Annotated in this window: 17 protein-coding genes; 5 read left to right on the plus strand and 12 right to left on the minus strand. The window is 69.7% G+C overall.

The annotated features are described in order from the left end of the window. Nucleotides 1–9 precede the first annotated feature (9 nt). The gene (locus AB0N89_RS08425) at nt 10–741 is read right to left on the minus strand and encodes a UDP-N-acetylglucosamine acyltransferase (RefSeq protein WP_364201703.1); all 732 of its coding nucleotides are present in this window, start codon (nt 739–741) and stop codon (nt 10–12) included. A 158-nt stretch (nt 742–899) separates the two neighbouring features. Between AB0N89_RS08425 and AB0N89_RS08430 the strand changes: the two genes are divergently transcribed. Beyond that, the gene (locus tag AB0N89_RS08430) at nt 900–2,006 is read left to right on the plus strand and encodes a DegT/DnrJ/EryC1/StrS family aminotransferase (RefSeq protein ID WP_364201705.1); all 1,107 of its coding nucleotides are present in this window, start codon (nt 900–902) and stop codon (nt 2,004–2,006) included. After that, nucleotides 2,003–2,962, plus strand: a complete 960-nt coding sequence (locus tag AB0N89_RS08435) for a Gfo/Idh/MocA family oxidoreductase (protein WP_184898264.1) — start codon at nt 2,003–2,005, stop codon at nt 2,960–2,962. Before AB0N89_RS08430 ends, AB0N89_RS08435 begins: the two co-directional genes overlap by 4 nt. Nucleotide 2,963: 1 nt before the next feature. Here the strand turns inward: AB0N89_RS08435 and AB0N89_RS08440 are convergent, their stop codons facing one another. The 8 genes from AB0N89_RS08440 to AB0N89_RS08475 all read right to left on the minus strand — a co-directional run bounded on the left by AB0N89_RS08440 (nt 2,964) and on the right by AB0N89_RS08475 (nt 9,668). Further along, entirely contained in the window at nt 2,964–3,719 is a 756-nt protein-coding gene (locus AB0N89_RS08440) for a hypothetical protein (RefSeq protein ID WP_364201709.1), read from the minus strand. Further along, nucleotides 3,716–4,225, minus strand: a complete 510-nt coding sequence (locus AB0N89_RS08445) for a SigE family RNA polymerase sigma factor (protein ID WP_364201711.1) — start codon at nt 4,223–4,225, stop codon at nt 3,716–3,718. Before AB0N89_RS08445 ends, AB0N89_RS08440 begins: the two co-directional genes overlap by 4 nt. 71 nt (nt 4,226–4,296) lie before the next feature. After that, on the minus strand, nt 4,297–4,860 hold the full coding sequence (locus AB0N89_RS08450; protein WP_364201714.1) for a copper resistance CopC family protein: 564 nt from the start codon (nt 4,858–4,860) through the stop codon (nt 4,297–4,299). A 116-nt stretch (nt 4,861–4,976) separates the two neighbouring features. Further along, nucleotides 4,977–5,552, minus strand: coding sequence for a Uma2 family endonuclease (locus tag AB0N89_RS08455; RefSeq protein ID WP_364201716.1), 576 nt, complete (start codon nt 5,550–5,552; stop codon nt 4,977–4,979). Nucleotides 5,553–5,764: 212 nt separating this feature from the next. Continuing rightward, nucleotides 5,765–6,391, minus strand: a complete 627-nt coding sequence (locus AB0N89_RS08460) for an acyltransferase (RefSeq protein WP_191255959.1) — start codon at nt 6,389–6,391, stop codon at nt 5,765–5,767. Then, nucleotides 6,378–7,574, minus strand: a complete 1,197-nt coding sequence (locus AB0N89_RS08465) for a glycosyltransferase family 4 protein (RefSeq protein ID WP_364201719.1) — start codon at nt 7,572–7,574, stop codon at nt 6,378–6,380. The genes AB0N89_RS08460 and AB0N89_RS08465 overlap by 14 nt, the downstream gene beginning before the upstream one ends. Nucleotides 7,575–7,600: 26 nt before the next feature. Continuing rightward, on the minus strand, nt 7,601–8,530 hold the full coding sequence (locus AB0N89_RS08470; protein WP_364201722.1) for an NAD-dependent epimerase/dehydratase family protein: 930 nt from the start codon (nt 8,528–8,530) through the stop codon (nt 7,601–7,603). A 7-nt stretch (nt 8,531–8,537) separates the two neighbouring features. After that, nucleotides 8,538–9,668, minus strand: a complete 1,131-nt coding sequence (locus AB0N89_RS08475; protein ID WP_364201725.1) for a DegT/DnrJ/EryC1/StrS family aminotransferase — start codon at nt 9,666–9,668, stop codon at nt 8,538–8,540. A gap of 103 nt (nt 9,669–9,771) precedes the next feature. Between AB0N89_RS08475 and AB0N89_RS08480 the strand changes: the two genes are divergently transcribed. Next, nucleotides 9,772–12,903 carry a BTAD domain-containing putative transcriptional regulator gene (locus AB0N89_RS08480; protein WP_364201728.1) on the plus strand — a complete coding sequence of 1,044 codons (3,132 nt, stop codon included), beginning with the start codon at nt 9,772–9,774 and terminating at the stop codon, nt 12,901–12,903. Here the strand turns inward: AB0N89_RS08480 and AB0N89_RS08485 are convergent. Next, nucleotides 12,873–13,568, minus strand: a complete 696-nt coding sequence (locus AB0N89_RS08485; RefSeq protein WP_364201731.1) for a hypothetical protein — start codon at nt 13,566–13,568, stop codon at nt 12,873–12,875. The genes AB0N89_RS08480 and AB0N89_RS08485 overlap by 31 nt on opposite strands. 124 nt (nt 13,569–13,692) lie before the next feature. On the opposite strand from AB0N89_RS08485, the gene AB0N89_RS08490 reads away from it, so the two are divergent. Next, nucleotides 13,693–14,790, plus strand: a complete 1,098-nt coding sequence (locus AB0N89_RS08490; RefSeq protein ID WP_364201734.1) for a C45 family peptidase — start codon at nt 13,693–13,695, stop codon at nt 14,788–14,790. Beyond that, nucleotides 14,787–16,334, plus strand: coding sequence for an MFS transporter (locus AB0N89_RS08495; RefSeq protein ID WP_364201736.1), 1,548 nt, complete (start codon nt 14,787–14,789; stop codon nt 16,332–16,334). The genes AB0N89_RS08490 and AB0N89_RS08495 overlap by 4 nt, the downstream gene beginning before the upstream one ends. Before the next feature lie 65 nt (nt 16,335–16,399). On the opposite strand, the gene AB0N89_RS08500 is transcribed toward AB0N89_RS08495, so the two are convergent. Both AB0N89_RS08500 and AB0N89_RS08505 read right to left on the minus strand, forming a co-directional pair. Further along, the gene (locus AB0N89_RS08500) at nt 16,400–16,888 is read right to left on the minus strand and encodes a nuclear transport factor 2 family protein (protein ID WP_364201739.1); all 489 of its coding nucleotides are present in this window, start codon (nt 16,886–16,888) and stop codon (nt 16,400–16,402) included. Further along, nucleotides 16,885–17,481, minus strand: coding sequence for a TetR/AcrR family transcriptional regulator (locus tag AB0N89_RS08505; RefSeq protein WP_364201742.1), 597 nt, complete (start codon nt 17,479–17,481; stop codon nt 16,885–16,887). Before AB0N89_RS08505 ends, AB0N89_RS08500 begins: the two co-directional genes overlap by 4 nt. Nucleotides 17,482–17,530: the final 49 nt, after the last annotated feature.

The following is a 17,530-nucleotide window of genomic DNA, read 5'->3' on the forward strand; positions in this document are numbered from 1 at the left end:
TGTTGACTCCTAGTGCTCCTCGCGCGGACGGGCGTCCCACGCCTTCACCAAGGTAGAGAGGTCGCCGGGCAAGCGGTCGGCCAGCCCGTCCTCAGGGAGACCGGCCTTACCCTTCAGCCACGGTCCCAGTGCCTCGATGGTGGCCTCGTCCAGCCCGCGGCGGGACAACCCGACGGTATTGACGCCCGTCACCCGTGCGGGGTTGCCGACGGCGATGGTGAACGCGCCCACCTCCTTGCGGACCGCGGAGCTCATGCCGACCATCGCACCGGGGCCGATGACGACCCGCTGGTGCAGGATCGCGCCCATGCCCAGGTTCGCCCCGGACCAGATGTGGCAGTGGCCGCCGGTGATGACGTTCGAGGCGACCGTGACGGCGTCCTCGACCAGGCAGTCGTGGGCGATGTGGGAGCCGCGCAGGAAGTAGCCGCCGTCGCCGATGGTGGTCGTGCGCCAGGTGCCCTGGTGGACGCTGACGTATTCGCGGATCCGGTTGCGGCCGCCGATGACGACGCCGTGCCCGTCGTGATCGGGATCACCGTTCGGCGCGGTCTCCCAGGCGGCGGGGTGCTCGCGGCCGCGGTCCTCGCCAGGGGTCCCGATGGTCACGTGCGGGCCGATCCAGTTGCCGTCGCCGATGCGCGTGGGACCCACGATGACCGTGTACGGCCCGATGACGTTGTCCTCGCCGAGCTCGACGCCCTCGCCGATGATCGCTGTCGGGTGGATGCGGTTCACCACGTGAGATCCGTTCGTTGTGGCTGGGAGGCAGCCTGGGGTAATGGGCGCTTCGGCGGTCCCGGTAACGTGTGGCCCGCGCCAGAGAGGGCGGCCGGGCGCAGAACCGGCGGCTCACTGTACCGGACGCACCAGAACGCCCAGTCGAGAGAGACTTGCAGATGATCCCCATTACCGTGGTCGACGTCCGTGACGCGGAGGACCTCGTCGTCGAGGTGCTGCGATCCGGCGCCATCGCACAGGGACCGATGGTCAAGCGCTTCGAGGACGCGTTCGCGAGCGTTTCCGGCACGAAGCACGCGATCGCCGTCAACAACGGCACCACCGCGCTGGTCGCCGCCATCCAGGCGCTCGACCTGAAGCCGGGCGACGAGGTCGTCACCTCGCCGTTCACCTTCGTGGCCACGCTGAACGCGATCCTGGAAGCCGGCGCGACCGTCCGCTTCGCCGACATCCGGCGCGACGACTTCGCGATCGACACGGACGCCGTCGCCGCCGCGATCACCGACCGCACCAAGGTCCTGATGCCCGTGCACCTCTACGGGCAGACCGCGGACATGGGCAAGCTCGCGCCGCTGGCCGCCGAACACGGCCTCAAGATCATCGAGGACTCCGCGCAGGCCGTCGGCGCGTCGTTCCAGGGCAAGCAGGCCGGCTCCTTCGGCATCGGCTGCTTCTCCTTGTACGCCACCAAGAACGTGACCACCGCCGAGGGCGGCGTGATCACCACGGACGACGACAAGCTGGCCGACAGCCTGCGCGTGCTGCGCAACCAGGGCATGCGCGCCCGGTACCAGTACGAGGTCGCCGGGCACAACTACCGGATGACCGACCTGCACGCCGCCGTCGGCATTCCGCAGCTGGAGAAGCTGGACCAGCTCACCGCCGCCCGCCAGGCCAACGCGAAGCGCCTTTCCGAGGGCCTCGCCGGCACGCCGGGTCTGGACATCCCGCAGGTCCTGCCGGGCCGCGAGCACGTGTGGCACCAGTACACCGTGCTGGTCGGCCCGCACGCCTTCCTCTCGCGCGACGAACTCGCCGCCGCCCTCACCGAAAAGGGCATCGGCAACGGGATCTACTACCCGAAGATCGTCTTCGACTACGACTGCTACCGGAACCACCCGCTGATCCCCGACGCGAAGGTCGAAGACTTCCCGGTGGCCGCTTCCGTCGCCGCGCAGGCGCTTTCCCTGCCGGTGCACCCGCACCTTTCCGAGTCCGATCTGGACACCATCATCGAAACGGTTCGCGAGGTACTCGGCGCATGACCACGCACAAGATCGCCCTCATCGGCACCGGGAACATGGGTTCGCTGCACGCCCGTGTGCTCGCCGCGAACGAGCGCGTGGACCTCGTCCGCGTGATCGACCCGCGCGAAGAGGCCGGCCGCAAGGTCGCCGAGCGCTACGAAACCCAGTGGACGCCCGAAATCGGCTCACTGTCCGATGTGGACGCCGTCGTGCTCGCTTCGGCCACCGAGGCGCATTACGAGCTGGCGCAGGAGATCCTGGGCCAGGGCAAGCCGCTGCTGGTCGAGAAGCCGGTCTGCAACAGCCTCGAATTCTCCAAGGAGATCGTCGGGCTTTCGGCGAAGAAGGACGTCCCGCTGATGTGCGGGCTCCTGGAGCGCTACAACCCGGCCGTGATGACCGCGCGGGCACTGGTCAACGAGCCCATCCACCTGATGGCCCGCCGCCACGGCCCCTACGCGCCGCGCATCAAGACCGGTGTCGCGTGGGACCTGCTGGTGCACGACGTCGACCTGGCGATCCAGTTCTTCGGCGGCGCGACCCCGCAGCGGGTCGCCTCCGGCGCCGGCTACTTCCACCCGAACTCGGTCGAAGGCGCCGAAGACACCATCGAGACGGTGCTGTCGTTCGAGTCCGGCCTCGCCACGGTTTCCGCGTCCCGCCTCGGGCAGCGCAAGGTCCGTTCGCTCTGGGTGTCCGAGCTGGACCGCATGATCGAGATCGACCTGCTCCGCCGCGACGTCACCATCTACCGGCACGTCTCGCACGACTCGGTCACCCCGGACGGCCTCGGCTACCGGCAGCAGACCGTCATCGAGATCCCGGAGCTGGTCACCGCGCGCGAGCCGCTCGCGACGCAGCTGGACCGGTTCCTGGAGCTGCTCGAAGGCAAGATCGACGCCGACACCGAGCGCGACCTGATCCTGCCTTCGCACGCCGTCGTCGACCAGGTGCTCACCCAGGCCGCGGCCTGAACTACTTGGTGAGGCGCTGGCCCCTCGCGTCGTAGGCGATGAGAGGGGTCAGCACTCCCGACGACTCCACCTGGGAACCGTCGAACCAGAAGAGGGAGACCGTCGGGTCTTCGCTCCACGGAACCACCTTCGCCTCGACCGGCTTCCCCCGGACCGTGCTGGTGATCCGCGCCGCCTCGCCGGCGAAGTAGCCGAACACGGGGACGAACGCGCCCCGGACGACGTCTCCGCCGTCCACCGCGTGGAAGCCGAACGACCGGTCCGATTTCTTGTACTCGTTGCTCATCATCAGGTCGTCGTACGAACCGTCGCCGTTCCGGTACGCGACCCGCAGGCCGAACTCGACGTTCGGCATGTCGGGTTCGTCGAGCGCGCAAGCGTAGAGCACCATCTCCCGGCCGTCCTCGCCCTTGGTCTCGAGGGAGATGATGTTGCCCAGCGGTACCGAGGTCGACGGCGCCTTGGTGATCGTCGGCTGCGGCGCGGGCGTCGGCGATACGGACGTCGGCGACGAAGACGGGGCGCTCGCGGCGGGCGGGAGCGGCTGCTGGGCGGGCGGCGTTTTCTTCAACGCGACCGCGCCGACGATGACCAGCACCGTCACCACGGTGGCGGCGACCCCGCCCGCGCCGGTCGCGAGACGGCGACGGCGGCGGATGCGCCTGCCCTTGGCCATGATCGCGCCGAGGTCGGGCTCGGCGAACTCCTCGGCAGGCGTTTCCCTCAAAGCTGAGCGCAGCGTCTCGAGGTCGGTCATCGTCCCAGCCCCCCGATCAGTTCCGTTCCGTCCTCCGCGGTGATCCGCAGTTTGCTCAGGGCCCGGGAGTTGGTGCTCTTCACGGTGCCCACCGAGACACCCAGTTCACCGGCCACATCGGATTCCTTCAAGTCGAAGAAGTGCCGAAGCACGACCACGGCTCTCTCCCGGTCTGTGAGGGTACGCAACGCGTCAAGGAGCCATTTCCGCTGGACAACGACCCCGGCGACGTCCATCCCGCTCGGCCGCTCGGGAATCTCCTCGGTGGCGTTCTCGCGGATCGGGCGCCGCCAGCCGTCGATGACGTGGTTGACGAGGACCTGCCGCGCGTACGCGTAGGCGTCTTTGCGACGTACCCGCGACCAGGCCGCGTACGTCTTGGCGAGCGCCGTCTGGGCGGCGTCCTCGGCCTGATGACGGTCACTGGTCAGCAGGTAGGCCGCATGCTGAAGACGGGTCGACGAGTTCCGCACGAACTCGACGAACTCGTCATCGCCGCGAGCCACCCTGGTCCTCATCTCCGTTCGACGGTTGACCACCTGAAAGGTTGCCTCACTCGCTCTCGTTCCGTGAAGGCTCAGTCCTTCCGTCGAGTGAACCGGAGCGCGACGACCACACCGGCGGCCGCCGCGGCGGCCGCGAGGACGATCCACACCCAGGTCGGCAGGCCCGCGGGAGTGGTCTCGTCGGCCTGCGGCGCCGGGGCTTGGCTGCTCTGTGGCTGACTGGCCGGGGCCTGGCTGCTTTGGGCTTGACTGGACGGCGGCGCGACCGGATTGCCGAGGCTGAACTTCACCGATCCGCTCGCGACGTGCGAATCCTCGAACGTCACCTTGTAGCGGAGGGTGTACTCGCCCGCGGGCCCGACGGCCCGGACGGGCGCCGTGACGACGGCGCCGGCGACCTCCGCCCGGCCGACCGTCCACGACGCGTTCTCGGGGCCGGTGATCTGGATCGGGTTCTCGGGGAGGGTGACCGGGCCGGTGAAGGTCAGTATGACCTGCGTCGGCGGTGTCGCCAGGGACGCACCTCGCTGCGGGTCGCTGCTCTTCAGTTCCGAATGGGCCAGCGCCGGGGTCGCGGCGCCCAGCAGGGCCAACCCGGTGACCAGCAACGACGCGCCGAACCGTGTGAACCTCATCCGCCCACCCTCCCGACCGGGAAACCCGCACGCTGAGCCTAGTAGTCGGTCCAGGTGGGGTGATGGTTCCCGTCGGTTGGTGACCTCCGGCAGGCGGAGGCGGAACTCACGTGTGGTCAGGGGCGCTGAGCGTGCCGGGTGGTCAGCGCGTCGAGATCCAGGGTGAGCGGAGTGCCGTCGAAGTCGAGACTCACCTTTCCGGTGTGCTCGCCGAAGTTCTCGTACTCGCCGTCGACCAGCCGGTAGGTGACCATGCTCGCCGGGTCGTCGAGGTCGACGATCCAGTAGTGCTCGATACCGACTTCGGCGTACTCGGAGAACTTGGTGACCCGGTCGGTGCGGACGGTGCCCTCGGACAGGACCTCGATGACCAGCTTCGCCTCGTCGCCTGGAACACGAGCCGGGCTGCTTTCCAGAATCCCTGTTCTCGCCACCACGACGTCGGGCACCCTGACGGTGAGCGGAGCGGCGTCGATGATCATCTCCGCCTCGCTCCACGCACTGAATCCGGCGGGCAGCTGGTCATGGAGCAGAAACCCCAGACGCGTGACGGCCCACTGATGGACCAGCAAGGGACGCGGCGACACGACGAGGACCCCTTCAACGACTTCGACCCGGTGGTCCGGGTCTTCCGGCAGCGCGGCCCAGTCGTCGAGCGTCAAAAGGCGGTGAGGCCACTGCACGACACTCATCGAACTTCTCCTTCGCCCGTGATCACCGGACCATCTTCCCACGCTTTCGCCGACAACGTATCAGCACGGAGGGTAGTGAATCATTACGGTGAGGAGTTGCGTGGCGGCAAGACGCCGGAAGCGTGACTCGCGTGATCAGACGGCGAACTCGCGTGACCGAAGGCGGAACTCGCGTGACTGGGCGGCGATCTCGGGTGTGCGGCGTCTCGCCCCTACTCCGTGAAGTCGCCTGCCGGAGCGCCCCAGGACGAAGAAGCGTCCCCTCGCTCCTCGGCCAGCGCGCGCCGCCGCGCGTTCTCGCCGCGCACCCGTTCCACCTCGGACTGGATGTACTCGTCGTCGTACTTCTGGAACACCCGCGCCGGGTTGCCCGCGACGAGACTGCGCGGCGGGACGTCCTTCGCGACCACGGAGTTCGGCTGCACGGTGGCGAAATCGCCGATCGTGACGCCCGCCATGATCACCACGAGGCCGCCGATGAAGCAGCCCTTGCCGATCTTCACCGGCTTGCGTTCGATGAGGTCGCTGCCGGAGTGGTTCTGCAGCGTCATGTTCGCGAGCCAGCTGGAGTGCGTGAAGATCAGCGTGTTCAGGCCGATGCTGGTGTGCTCGCCGATCTCCAGCCCGCCGCTCGCGTCGAGCGCGGCACCTTCGCCGATCCAGCAGTGCTCGCCGATCGTCAGGTTCTCCGGGCTGATGATCTTGACCCGTTCGCGGACCCGCGTCGACTCCGGCAGTCCGTAGAACCGAGCGCGCTCGGCGTCGTTCATGTACTGCGAGACGAGTTCGGTCAGGATCTGCGGGCGCAGCCGGTTGCTGCGCTCGTCATCGAAGAACATCGGCCTCGGTCACCATTTTCTCGAAGGTGCGCAGGTGTTCCTCCGCGACGACGTCGAGGCCGAAGTTGGCCCGCACCATCGCGCTTTCGCGCTGTGCCACCAAAGCCCGCTTCTCCGGGTCGTCGAGCAGTTCGATGACGGTGTTCGCCACCGCCTCGCTGTCGTCCGGCCGCACGAGCAGGATGTTCTCGCCGTTGCGCAGTTCGATGCCCGGGTAGTTGTCCTCGGTCACCGAAGCGATCGTCGCGGTGCCCGAGAGCATCGCCTCCAGCGACGCGGTGCCGCAGCCGCCGTTGAGGTCGTGCGTGACGATGTCGGCGGCGGCGAAGTACGCGGGCACGTCCGCCTTCGGCACGGCGCCGGTGACGACGATGGCGTCCGCGACGCCGAGTTCTTCGGCCCGCTTCAGGAAGACGTCGTGGTACACGCGGCCGACGACGACCACCTTCACGCCGGGGTGCTTGTCCAAAATGGACGGCAGCGCCTCGACCAGCGGGAGCCGGTTGCGCAGCGGGATCACGTGCCCGAGCGAGACGATCACCGGACCGTCGCCCAGGTTGTGCTCTTCCCGCACGTCCTTCGTCAAAGGCTTCTCGAAGTTCCCGGTGTCGACGGCGATCGGGAAGTAGTCCGAGTTCGCGTCACTCGTCCCGTAGCGCTCGACGCAGTAGTCGACCCCGAGTTTGTCGAGGATGACGTACCGCGGCTTGAGGTAGCGCAGGATCGGGTTCACCAAGACGGTGTCCAGGAACCGGAAGACGCCGCCGTACAGCTTGTTGTCGCTGATCAGCAGCGTGTGGATGGTCAGCAGCATCGGCAGCCCGTGCCGCCGCGCGTACCGTCCGGCCAGCCACGACAGGTCGAAGAACTGCCCGTGCAGGTGGATCGCGTCGGGCTTGAACTCGTCCAGCAGCTTCCGCAGCCGCCGCCAGTTCCCCGGCCGCAGCGAGGCGAAACTCATGTCGAAGTCGATCGACAGGCCCAGCTGCGGCATCTTCACCGCGGGCAGGCGGACGACGCGGTAGCCGTCCTTCGTCTCGTCGGCCGGGGCGTCGGCGTACGCCGCGGTGATCGCGAGCACCTCGTGCCCGCGAGCCGCGTACTGCTCGGCCAGGGAAGCCGCCATGTGCGCGCTTCCGCCCACCCTCGGCGGGAAGAAGTTGTTGACGACAGCGATGCGCATGGGGCGGCTCTCCCCCGGCCCGGCACTCACTCGGAGGCCTTCACCAGTTCGTACATGCCCTCTTCCACCGAGATCTTCGGCTCCCAGCCGAGCATCTCGCGGGCACGGGTGATGTCGGCGGCACGGCGCGAGACCAGCACGTCGCGCTCGTTGAACAGCGGCTCGACGTTCACGCCGACGGCGTCGATGAGGATCTTCGCCAGCGTCGCGATGGAGGTGTCGATCCCGGTGCCGATGTTGATCGGCAGGTTCGCCTGCTCCGATTCCAGAGCCGCGACGACGGCGCGGGCCAGATCCGTGACGTGCACGAAGTCCATCGACTGGTCGCCGCGGCCGTCGATGATCGGCGGCTGGCCGGCGCGCAGGCGCTGGATGAAGTGGTTGATCACCGACGTGTAGTAGGCCTCGATCTTCTGGCCGGGGCCGTACACGTTGAAGAACCGCAGCGCGTTCCAGGACAGGCCCTTGGTGCGCTCGTAGAAGCCGAGCATGTCCTCGCCCGCGCGCTTCGAGATGCAGTACGGCGTGAGCGGCTTGAGCTCGTCGTCCTCGTGCATCGGCAGCCGCTTCGGGTCGCCGTAGACGGACGCGGTCGAGGCGAACACGACCCGCTCGACGCCCTCGTCCGCCGCGGCGGCGAAGACGTTGTGGTTGCCGACCATGTTGATGTCGATCGACTCGTGCGGGTCCGCGACCGACTTGTTGATCGACACGGTCGCGAAGTGGATGACGTGCGTGCAGCCGCGCATGGCCTCGCGCACGGCGCCGCCGTAGCGGACGTCCTTCTCGACCAGTTCGACCTTGCCGGTGGCGACGAACTCGTTGATCCGGGCGCGGTCGCCGCGGGTCATGTTGTCGAAGACGCGGACGGTGTACCCGCCCTCGATCAGCATCGGGATGACGTGCGCGGCGATGAAGCCGCCACCCCCGGTGAAGAGGACCTTCTTGTCGGGCATTTCTCTCCTAGCTCGGCAGTGCGGCGCTGACGGTCCCGATGACCCGGTCGACCTGGTCATCGGTGAGGTTGGCGTGCATCGGGATGGCGAGGTGACGGGCGAAGAGGTCCGCCGAAACCGGCAAGGTCTGCTTCTTGCCGTAGATGGGCTGGAGGTGCGAGGAGTAGGTGCCGAAGTTGCACTGCACGCCCTGCTCGCGGATCCGCAGCGCGAGCGCGTCGCGGTCGATCTCCGGGGCCACGGTGAGGATGTAGGCCTGCCACGGGTGTTCGCGGTCCGGCAGTTCCACCGGGACGTCGAGACCGGGCAGGTCCTCGAACGCCTCGTGGTAGCGCTTGGCCACCGAACGGCGGGCCGAGAGCAGGTCCGGGAGGCGGTCGAGCTGGACGTTCATGATCGCGGCCTGCACGTCCGAGAGCCGGAAGTTGTAGCCCAGCTCGTGGAACTCCGGGATCGGCAGCGCGCCGGAACCCTCGCGGGTGATGGCGGGCTCGATGCCGTAGGTGTGCAGCTTGCGCGCGTGCGCGATGAGGTCTTCGCGGTCCGAGACGAGCGCGCCGCCTTCGCCCGCGGTGATGCCCTTGCGGCCGTGGAAGGAGAACGCGGCCAGGTCGGCGAGGCTGCCGGCCGGGCGGGTCTTGTAGGTCGCGCCCGCGGCGCAGGCGGCGTCCTCGAACAACCACAGGCCGTGCTTGTCGGCGATGGCGCGGTACGCGTCGAAGTCGCCCGGCTGCCCGGCGACGTCGACGGCGAGGATGCCGACCGTGCGCGGGGTGATCAGGGCTTCGATCGACGCCGGGTCGGCGCTCCAGTCGTCCGGGCGGATGTCCGCGAACACCGGCGTCGCGCCCGCCTGGAGCACGGAGTGGCCGGTGGCGGGGAAGGTGTAGTCGCCGACGATGACCTCGTCGCCCGGCTTCACGCCGAGCACACGCAGCCCGAGGAAGAGTGCCGACCCACAGTTGCTGGTGGTCAGGGCGTGCGCGGTGCCGACGGTCTTCGCGAAGCGTTCCTCGAACCGACGGCACGCGGGGCCGGCACCGGCCAGCCAGCCGGACCGGAACACCTCCGCCACGGCCGCGAGTTCTTCGTCGCCGACGGTCGGCTGACCGAGGACCACCTGTTCCTGCTCAGACATACCTCTCCCATTGCGTGGGGACCCGGCGAAGTGTATAGACGCCATTCGGCGGATCTCGGGCGGGCTGGATCCGCCCAGGTCAACGACGCTCTAGGGTTGCGGCATGCGATTCGGCGTGCTGGGGGCGACGGAGGTGCGCCGCGACGACGGCACCGTCGTCGGAGTCGGCGGCCCCAGGGTCCGGACCCTGTTCGCGTTGCTCGCGCTGGAGGCGGGCCGGGTCGTCCCGGCGGAGCGGCTCATCGACGGTCTCTACGGCGAACAGCCGCCCGAAGGCGTGGCGAACGCGCTGCAATCGCAGGTGTCGCGGCTGCGCGGGGCGCTGAAGGATCTCGCGCCCGTCGAATTCAGCCCGGCGGGCTACCGGCTGGCCGTGGACCCTGGCGACGTCGACGTGCACCGCTTCGAACGGCTCGCCGCCGAAGGACGACGCACTCTCGCGGCCGGAGACGCCGCGAAGGCGACTGAACTGCTTCGCGACGCCCTCGGTCTCTGGCGCGGTCCCGCGTTCGCGGACATCACCGACGCGCCGTTCCGCGATCCGCAGGTCGCCAGGCTGAACGAGCTGAAGACGTCGGCGATCGAGGACCGTGTCGAGGCCGAGCTCAAGCTGGGCAGACACGAAGACGTCCTCGCGGGGCTTCGCGAGGTCATCGACGAGCAGCCGCTGCGGGAACGGCCACGCGCGCTGCTGATCCGCGCGCTGCACGCCGCCGGACGTCAGGCCGACGCGCTCACCGCCTTCGAGGACGCCCGCCGTGTCCTGGCGGACGAACTCGGCGCCGATCCCGGGCCGGAGCTCGCCGCCGCGCATCTGGCCGTGCTCCGCGGCGAGACACCGCCCGTCAAGGCGACGACGGCGCCGCTCCCCGCGCAGCTCACCAGCTTCATCGGCCGCGAAGGCGACCTCCGGCACGTACTCGGCCAACTGGACCGCTCGCGGCTGGTGACGCTGACCGGTCCCGGTGGGACGGGCAAGACCCGGCTGGCCGTCGAGACCGCCACCGCGTCGGACCTCCCGGCGGTCTTCGTCGAGCTCGCGCCGTACGGCGAGGACGCCGACGTCGCCCACGCCGTGCTGACCGCCCTCGGCCTGCGGACGGTCCCGCTCGGCACGGTCACCGCCCCGGTGGACACCGCGCCGCTGGAACGGCTGATCGACGCGCTGGCCGACCGGGCGGTGCTGCTGGTGCTCGACAACTGCGAGCACCTGGTCGAGGCCGCCGCGAAGCTGGTCGCCCGGCTGCTCGGCGCGGCCGCCGCGCTGCGCGTGCTCGCCACCAGCCGCGAACCGCTGGGCATCACCGGCGAGGTCGTGTCCCCCGTGCCGCGGCTCGCCGTGCCGCCGCCGGGGACGCCGCCCGCGCGGTCGCTGGAATTCGCCGCCGTCCGGCTGTTCGCCGACCGGGCGCTGGCCAACGACCCGGGCTTCGCCGTCGACGACACCACGGCGGGCGACGTCCAGCGGGTGTGCGCCGCGCTGGACGGGCTGCCGCTGGCCATCGAGCTCGCCGCCGCCCGCGTGCGGACGCTGCCCGTCGGCGAGATCGCCGCACGGTTGGACGACCGGTTCCGCCTGCTCTCCAAGGGCAGCCGGGGCGCCGAAAGCAGGCATCGCACGCTGCGCGGCGTCGTCGAATGGAGCTGGGATCTCCTGGAGGAGGACGAACGCCTGCTCGGCAGGCGGCTGACCGTCTTCGCGGGCGGCACGACCCTCGCCGACACCGAAGCGGTCTGCGCCATCCCGGACACCGCGGACCTGCTTCCGTCCCTTGTGGACAGATCGCTGGTCGAACGCACCGGCGACCGGTACCGGATGCTCGAAACCATCCGGGCCTTCTTCGCCGGGAAACTCGCCGAAGCGGGCGAGACCGAGCAGCTGCGGCGCGCGCACGCGGAGCATTTCCTCGCCCTCGCCGAGGAGGCCGATCCCCTTCTGCGCACCGGCGACCAGCTCGTCTGGCTCGACCGGCTCGACGCCGCGTACGACGATCTCCTGGCCGCGTTGCGCTGGGCGACCGAAGCCGAGGTGCGCAGCGCGCTCCGGCTCGCGGCCGCGCTGGTGACGTACTGGTGGATGCGCGGTCGCCGGTTCGAAGGCTCGACGCTGTGCCTGGAGGTGGTCAAGAACCTCGGCCCGAAGCCGCCGGACGGCTTCGAAGAGGAGTACCAGCTCTGCGTGCTCGGCGCCGCCGCCGGACTCCGCGGTCACGAAGCCCTCGGCCGTCACTTCGCCGAGGTGGACGGCCTCGTGCGGACCATGGTCAGCGCGCCGAAGAACCCGGCGCTGCTGATGCTGATGGGGGTGGTGACCGGGCCGCCCGGTGACGACGACGAGCTGCTCAAGCGCGGCCAGGCCCTCTTGGCGCACAGTGACGCGTGGAGCCTCGCGCTGGTGCCGACCGGCTACGGGTTGCGCATGCTGATGCAAGGCGAACTCGAATCGGCGGAAGGACTGCTGCGCGAGGGGGAGGCCGCGTTCCGCGCGCTCGGGGAACGCTGGGGCCTTTCGATGACGCTCGATCACCTGTCGCAGATCCTGATCTGGACGAACCGGCAGGCCGAAGCCCTGGAGATGATGGACGAAGCGCTCCGGCTGATGCGGGAACTCGGCGCGTCCGACGACAACGCGGACCTCCTGTGCCGCCGGGGCACCAGCAAGCTGCTCCACGGCGACGCGGCGGGAGCGCGGGCGGACTTCGAACTCGCCATCGAGATCGCGCGCCGCGCCGGGATGCCCGAAAGCCGGGCATTCGGGTATGTCGGCCTCGCCACCCTCGCGCGACACGGCGGGGACCTGGCCACGGCTCGCGCGCTGAGCGAACTCGCGCTTTCGGAGTGCTCCGGCGGCTCTTTCACGTCCGAGGGAGGCCGCGCCGGGGCGCGGATCTCGCTCGGCTGGGTCGCGGCCGCCGAGGGCGACGCCGACCAGGCGGAGGAACTGCACCGGCAAGCGCTCGAGTCGGCGGACCAGTGGAACGACAGCACCACCTTGGCCTGCGCCGTCGAAGGCCTCGCCGGGGTCGCGCTGCTCCGCGACGACCCCGAGCGGGCGGCGGTCCTGATCGGCGCCGCGGTGACCATCCGGGGCACCCCGTTCGCCGTCGACCTGGACGCCGCCCTGCTCCGGACGTCCGCGAGGAAGCGGCTCGGCGACGACTTCGACCGGGCCTACCGCCGAGGGCTCGGCCTGCGCGGCGCGGCTCAGCTGGCCGGGTTCCCCAGCGAGTCCTGAGCCCGGGTCAGCCGGATCCCCTGCGGGGCGAAGCGGCCGATGGCCTCGGTCAGCAGACGCGCGTCGAGCTCGCTGTCCTGGACCGCGACGTACAGCGGTTCCGCGTTGACCGGCGCCGCGCCGAGCCGGGTCATCCCGGGGCCGACCGGGTCGGTGGTGAGCCGGGTGACGTCGCGCCAGGGCACGACCGTCCGCTCGACCCGGACGCCGACCGCGTCCAGCTCGAAGAGCACCCACTGCTGGTCGTGCAGCGCCTTCACGTAGCCGATGGCGCCGACGCCGCCGGCGATCAGGACGAAACGCAGCGGACCGGGCGCCCCGATCGAACCGAGCAGGGCGGCGATCCCGAAGAAGACCACCAGGACCCCGGTCAGCTTCGCGGCGCCGACGAGGCCCGCGTTCGGCTTGTGCACCCGGAACCGCACGTTGTGCGTCAGGTGTTTCGTGAGCAGGCCGCCACCGACCGCGGCGGCCAGCGCGATCAGCGTCACCACCAGCGAGCTCGGGGTGAAGTCGACCAGCGCGTTGTACCCGGCGATCAGCGCGACGAATCCGCCGACGACAGTCAGGGCCAGCGCGAGTTTGCCCTTGCGCACCTCCCGCTCCCGGCGGTCGAGCGCGGCCTGATCCCCGGCGGCGAGGAAACCGCCGTCGATGTTCCTCATGGTGCTCTCCATCGTTTTGTCTGCCGTGGTGAAAGCACTTTCGCCCGGGGCACATGACATTCGGATGACAAGCCGTCAGCGCGTGGTGCGTGGACGGTCAGCGGCGGCGGACACGCTCCGGAGCATGACCTACCTCGCGGGATCTCCCGAAGACTTCCTCGCCGTGCGGCACCTGACGCTGCGCGGCACCCAGGCCGAGATCGGGCACGCCCTCGGCGTCGAGACGAAGGCGCGTTCGGACTGGTCGCCGCCGTCGATCGACCCGATCGCCGCCAGGGCGCGGCGCACCTGGTTCGCGCGGAACTGGCCGCAGTACGCCGAACGCACGGCCGGGTTCGCCGCGGCGTACGGACTGCCTGCCGACGCGGCCGTCTCCTTCGACAACGCCTCGGCCCTGCCCGCCGGATCGGGCTGTTCGGCGATCTGGACGGGAAGCACGCTGGGCCGGAACTACGACTTCTTCACCTTGAGCTGGACTCAGCTGGGCGCGGTGATGGCGGGCGCGGAGCCCGTCGACGACGGGACCGTGCCGATGGCGTCGCGGCCGTACGTCCTGACCACGATCCCCGACGACGGCATCGCTTCGACGTCGCTTTCGATGTCCACAGTGGACGGTGCGATGGAGGGCGTCAACGAGGCCGGGCTCGTCGTCGCGCTGCTGATGGCCGATATCGAGGCGGCCACGCCGCTGGAGCACGATCCCGGACCGCAGGCGGGGCTCTCGGTGCCGCAGGTCTGCCGGTATCTGCTCGACACCTGCGAAACCGTCGACGAGGCCAAGGAAGCGCTGATGCTCGCCAAGCAGTACGCGCACGGCGCGCCCTGCCACTACATCGTCGCCGACGCCTCCGGGCGCGGCTTCGTCCACGAGCGCGGGGCGCACGACATCGAGTACTTCGTCGAGGTCGCCGACGGGCCGCTGTGCGTCACGAACCACCTGCTGCATCGCCACCCGGACATCGAGGCGCTGCCGGAGGACACCCCGGAGACCATGCTCACCTACCAGCGGCTGCGCACCCTCACCAAGGAGGCGGAGGCCGGGCCGCGCGACGCGCTCGACGCGGTGTCCGTCGCGATCGAACCCGGCGCGCCGTGGCGGACGTTGTGGCGCAGCGTCCTCGATCCGGCGGCGCGCACGATGAGCACCCGGTTCTACCTGGGCGACGGCGAGAACGGCACCACGCGGCACTCGCCGGAACTCACCTTCGGCGTTTCGAGGTGACCGCCATCGGCAAGGGCCGCAAGATCGGCACGGTCGCGGTCTGCGTCCTGGCGCAGCTGCTGATCGCGATCGACCTGACCGTGCTGCATCTGGTGCTGCCGTCGCTTTCGGAGCAGCTGCACCCGTCGGCGACGGAACTGCTGTGGATCGCCGACGCGTACGGCTTCGCGCTCGCCGGGCTGCTGATCACGATGGGGAACATCGGCGACCGGATCGGCCGGAAGAAACTGCTGCTGATCGGGGCGTCGCTGTTCGGGGTCGCTTCGGTGATCACGGCTTACGCGCCGACGTCGGAGTTCCTGATCGCCGCCCGCGCGCTGCTCGGGGTCGCCGCCGCGACGCTGATGCCGTCGACGCTGTCGATCCTGCGGAACGTCTTCACCGGCAAGGAACGCGCGGCCGTGATCGGGGTTTCGAGCGGGCTGACGATCCTCGGTTTCGGCATGGGACCGCTCGTCGGCGGTTTCCTGCTCGACCATTTCTGGTGGGGTTCGGTGTTCCTGGTCAACGTGCCGGTGGTGGTCGTGATGGTGATCGCCGGCGCGCTGATCCTGCCCGAATCGAAGAACCCCGCACCGGGCCGGATCGACGTGCCCAGCGTGCTGCTGTCCGTCGCCGGCATGGTCGGGATCGTCTACACGATCAAGGAAATCGCGTACAAGGGCTGGGGGCACTGGGACATCGGCCTCGCCGCGGCGCTCGGACTCGGCGGCCTGCTGGCGTTCGTCCTGCGGCAGCCGCGGCTGGCCGAACCGCTGATGGACTTGAGACTGTTCGCGCAGAGGGCGTTTTCGGCGACCGTCGGCACCACGATCCTGGCGATGTTCGCGCAGCTCGCGGTGTCGCTGATGTTCGCGCAGTACCTGCAGCTGGTGGCGGGCTGGTCGCCGCTGAAGTCCGGGCTCGCCGGGCTGCCCGGGATGGGCGGCGCGATCCTCGGCGGCGTGCTCGCGCCGCTGGCGATCAAGGCTTTCGGACGGGCGTTCACGATCGCGCTGGGCTGCGCGTTGTCGGCGGCCGGGTTCGCGCTGTACTCGGGTATCGGCGTGACGATCGACTACCCGGACCTGCTGTTCGCGATGATCGTGTTCGGGATCGGGCTCTCGCTGATCCTCGCCGTAGCGACGGACACGGTGCTCGGTGTCGTGCCGAAGGCCAGGGCGGGCGCGGCGTCGGCGATCTCCGAGACGGCGACCGAACTCGGCGGCGCGCTGGGGATCGCGATCCTCGGCAGCGTGCTCGGCGCGTTGTACCGCCGCGAACTCGTCGTTCCGGACGGCGTGCCGCCCGAGGCCGCCGGGGCGATCTCGGACACGCTCGGCGGCGCCGTCCAGGTCGCGGCGCAGCTACCGCCGGTGCAAGGCGCTCTGGTCCTCACCAGCGCCAAACTGGCGTTCGTCGACGGGTTGCAGGTGACGATGCTGTGCTCGGCGGGGTTGATGGCGCTGCTGGCGGTGAGCGCGTTGTTCACGCTGCGCGGAGTGCCGAAGGAGCTCGAAGACCCCGAAGACGCGTCCGCTCCGGTTCCGGCCCCGGTGGGCTAGCCGAAGTGTCATGAAAGACCCTTTCCTGACGTTTTTCGTCAGGAAAGGGTCTTTCATGACACTCGTCAGCGGGGTCCGGCCAGCGGGACCGCCCGCTTGTCCCCCGTCCGCACCATGGCCAGCAACGGTTTCGCGGCCAGGCCCAGCAGCCTGGCCGCGATCGTGCGTCCGTTGCGGCGCGCGATGTCTGGACCGAAGGCGTCCATCAGCGCGACGAGGCCGGGCAGCGGACGCACGAAAAGCGTCACCTCGGTGATGAGCCCGTCCTCGCCGAGCTTCAGCACCGCGGCCTCTTCGATCTCCTCCGTGCCGATGCGTGCGGTGTAGACGACCGTCCGCGTGGACGCGTCGCCGGTGTCGGTGTGGAACCGCACGTCGTGCAGATGCGCGTAGGCGACCTCCAGCAGCGGCTCGAGTTCCGCGTGCCCGGTGAACCGGACCCGGCTGGTCAGCGGCGAGTGGACGACCGCGTCCGGCGCGAAGGCGCTCAGCGCGAGTCCGACGTCCCGGGTCTCTAGTGCCCGGCGGTACCGCTCGGTGGTTTCGGTGCTCATCCGTCCTCCTGGATCAGGTTCCCCAGACCGCGCCACAACAGATCCGTCGTGAGCGCGACGACTTGCTCTCGGGGGATGTCGCGGTTGCTCCACCACCAGGTGGCGATGGCGTTCAGCGCGCTCTTCGCCGCTTCGGCGAGCGCTTCGTTCGCGCGGTCGCGCGGCAGGTCGGCGGTCAGCGCCAGACCGGGGACCTGGGCGAACACCTCGATCAGCTGCCCGGTGGCCCTGGCCTGCCCGCGCCGGTGCACCTCGGCGACACCTTCGTCGGACGGCGTCTCGGCGAAGATCATCCGCCAGCCGCGTTCGTTCGTCTCCATCCACGCGAAGATCGCCGCCACCCGGCCGCGCAGCAGGTCCTCGGCGGTGTCCGACGGCGGCAGCTCCGCCCAGCCCGCGAGCAGACTGTCCACTTCGGACTCCAGCAGCCCGGCGTACAGCGCGGCCTTGGACGGGAAGTGGTCGTAGAGCACGGGCGTGCTGATCCCGGCGGCCGTCGCGACCTCGCGCATCCCCGCCGCGTCGTATCCGGACGCGGCGAACACCCGCGCCGCCGCGGCCAGGATCCGCTCCCGGCGTTCGTTCTTGCTCAACCGTTTACCTGACATCGGTCAGGTATGCTAGCAGTCAACCTGACACTTG

Source organism: Amycolatopsis sp. NPDC089917, assembly GCF_040684635.1.
GTDB lineage: Bacteria > Actinomycetota > Actinomycetes > Mycobacteriales > Pseudonocardiaceae > Amycolatopsis.

Coding starts and splice junctions, on each gene's coding strand:
- AB0N89_RS08430 (WP_364201705.1), top strand. CDS start 900: ATGATCCCCATTACCGTGGTCGACGTCCGTGACGCGGAGGACCTCGTC.
- AB0N89_RS08435 (WP_184898264.1), top strand. CDS start 2,003: ATGACCACGCACAAGATCGCCCTCATCGGCACCGGGAACATGGGTTCG.
- AB0N89_RS08440 (WP_364201709.1), bottom strand. CDS start 3,719: ATGACCGACCTCGAGACGCTGCGCTCAGCTTTGAGGGAAACGCCTGCC.
- AB0N89_RS08450 (WP_364201714.1), bottom strand. CDS start 4,860: ATGAGGTTCACACGGTTCGGCGCGTCGTTGCTGGTCACCGGGTTGGCC.
- AB0N89_RS08455 (WP_364201716.1), bottom strand. CDS start 5,552: ATGAGTGTCGTGCAGTGGCCTCACCGCCTTTTGACGCTCGACGACTGG.
- AB0N89_RS08460 (WP_191255959.1), bottom strand. CDS start 6,391: ATGTTCTTCGATGACGAGCGCAGCAACCGGCTGCGCCCGCAGATCCTG.
- AB0N89_RS08465 (WP_364201719.1), bottom strand. CDS start 7,574: ATGCGCATCGCTGTCGTCAACAACTTCTTCCCGCCGAGGGTGGGCGGA.
- AB0N89_RS08470 (WP_364201722.1), bottom strand. CDS start 8,530: ATGCCCGACAAGAAGGTCCTCTTCACCGGGGGTGGCGGCTTCATCGCC.
- AB0N89_RS08475 (WP_364201725.1), bottom strand. CDS start 9,668: ATGTCTGAGCAGGAACAGGTGGTCCTCGGTCAGCCGACCGTCGGCGAC.
- AB0N89_RS08480 (WP_364201728.1), top strand. CDS start 9,772: ATGCGATTCGGCGTGCTGGGGGCGACGGAGGTGCGCCGCGACGACGGC.
- AB0N89_RS08485 (WP_364201731.1), bottom strand. CDS start 13,568: ATGAGGAACATCGACGGCGGTTTCCTCGCCGCCGGGGATCAGGCCGCG.
- AB0N89_RS08490 (WP_364201734.1), top strand. CDS start 13,693: ATGACCTACCTCGCGGGATCTCCCGAAGACTTCCTCGCCGTGCGGCAC.
- AB0N89_RS08500 (WP_364201739.1), bottom strand. CDS start 16,888: ATGAGCACCGAAACCACCGAGCGGTACCGCCGGGCACTAGAGACCCGG.